Annotated in this window: 1 protein-coding gene; it reads right to left on the bottom strand. The window is 55.6% G+C overall.

The window, feature by feature from the left end; translation table 11 throughout:
* Positions 1-405, bottom strand: a 405-nt coding sequence (locus AC1D1X_RS25455) for a hypothetical protein (RefSeq protein ID WP_477699658.1), incomplete at its 3' end; no start/stop codon positions are given.
* Positions 406-500 lie beyond the last annotated feature (95 nt).

Genomic DNA, 500 nt, shown 5'->3' with positions numbered 1-500 from the left:
CCAGTAAGGCGCAATGCCTTTCACCTCCGCGGCAATTTCGCGCACATCCACGGTCTTCTGGAACACAAGGTACTTTTGTTCGCCAGCGTCTGCGGGCGGCATGGACTGCATCACGCGGGACAGGCTCCTTAACTGGCGAAAGATGCCCGCCCGTTTCCACAGGGAAAGCTCTTTTCTTTGCAGCCCCATCCGTAAAACCTCCCGCAGGCTTTCGAAATCTGATGATGTCCAGTGCGCCAGGGTGTTTAGCTGAAGCTCGCCGCCGCGGTAAAGCGTGGCCGCTGCGGCCAAGGCATCATGCAGGACTCCGGCATAGAGTTCCTCATGGTCTTTTTTCTGGGCACTCCACAACATCTCCAGATGCCCCCGCATGAAAAAAGGGTCCTGGTCCAGCAGGGTTGCCACATTCCTCAACAGCTCCGGCTCAAAAAGACTCTGGCAAAGAAGGTCTTCAAAAATGCCGCGGGAACAGTTTGCTTTTTGCATGGCAACTCAAGTGT

It is taken from the genome of Polaromonas sp. P1_G4 (assembly GCF_056405475.1).
The sequence above is the reverse complement of the archived record's forward strand: the minus strand, read 5'-3'. Positions and strand labels throughout refer to the sequence as shown.